The 1,063-nt window shown below is 57.9% G+C and carries 1 protein-coding gene and 2 pseudogenes; 1 reads left to right on the top strand and 2 read right to left on the bottom strand.

Going from position 1 to position 1,063, the window contains the following annotated elements; all coding sequences use genetic code 11:
• Nucleotides 1-140, top strand: a pseudogene (locus tag P3C18_RS20665) (trimeric intracellular cation channel family protein); the annotation flags it as partial.
• A 142-nt stretch (nucleotides 141-282) separates the two neighbouring features.
• Here P3C18_RS20665 and P3C18_RS20620 read toward each other — a convergent pair.
• Both P3C18_RS20620 and P3C18_RS20625 read right to left on the bottom strand, forming a co-directional pair.
• A pseudogene (locus P3C18_RS20620) lies at nucleotides 283-747 on the bottom strand (alcohol dehydrogenase catalytic domain-containing protein); the annotation flags it as partial.
• A gap of 134 nt (nucleotides 748-881) precedes the next feature.
• The coding region (locus P3C18_RS20625) for a hypothetical protein (protein WP_275963642.1) at nucleotides 882-1,063 on the bottom strand (182 nt) is incomplete at its 5' end.

The following is a 1,063-nucleotide window of genomic DNA, read 5'->3' on the forward strand; positions in this document are numbered from 1 at the left end:
TGTTTATCGGCATGCGCGCGTTGGACACGCCACATTGGCTGGATACGGGCGTGGCCATGCTCACCGTGTTGCTGATTCGTCTGACCGCTATTCGCTGGCATGTGGCGTTGCCCAGTTTCCATTTGCTGGATCGTGACTGAACAGAAGTGGGCGGAGGTTGCAGCAGGGATTGAATCCTGTTGTTAGCCGCCAGCTCCATATAGGCAATTTAACATAATATACATTATACGAACTATCATGCTGCGAGCGGTGAACCCAGATCACTCAGGATTCACTGCTGCGGCTTGCGGCGGTTACCAGCACGGTTTCGCCGGGTTGCAAACGGGCCAGCTCGCTWAAGCCGAACCAGCCGACCATCGAAGGCAGATAGTGCACGGCAGCCTGTTGCGCAGTCAGGTTGTCCGGGTAACGCGCCAGAGAGCTGCGCGGCAATACCACCTGTTCGGCGTAACTGGGATAACGATTGGCGCTGTGCCCCGGGAAGCTGGCCACTTTGTCGCCCACGGCCAGATCGGTAACGCCATCGCCGACTGCCAGTACCACGCCGGCCAGTTCGTGGCCCAGGCCTGCCGGCAATTGCGTCGGGGTATTGGCCAGGTTCTGCCGCCAGAGCACGTCGTACCAGCTGACGCCCACAGCTTCAACACCGACCAGCACTTCACCTGCGGCCGGCGCAGGCGCTTGGCGCTCTTCGATCTTGAGGACATCAGCCTCACCAAACTCATGGAAACGCACTATGCGGGACATCGCAAACCTCTTCGGTTGACCCATTCAGGTCGCGGCACTGTCTGGCATTTCTGCGCTATACAGCTGTGGCGACCCCTTATGGCCACGGACTTTATCCGGGCTTTGCCAGCAATTCCACCGCTCGGGGCTGATATTCACCATGCTTGTCGATGATGATGAGCCACAAACACATCATTTAGCCGTGCATATTGCCTGGCGACAGCATTCGGCATTAGCCTGAGTCGCGCACAAAACCGCAGCCACTCCAGAATGGACACCGGATGAACCGTAACGATCTTCGCCGCGTCGATCTCAACCTGCTGATCGTCTTCGAAAC

The sequence above is a fragment of the Pseudomonas sp. 1928-m genome (genome assembly GCF_029269135.1).
Classification (GTDB): domain Bacteria; phylum Pseudomonadota; class Gammaproteobacteria; order Pseudomonadales; family Pseudomonadaceae; genus Aquipseudomonas.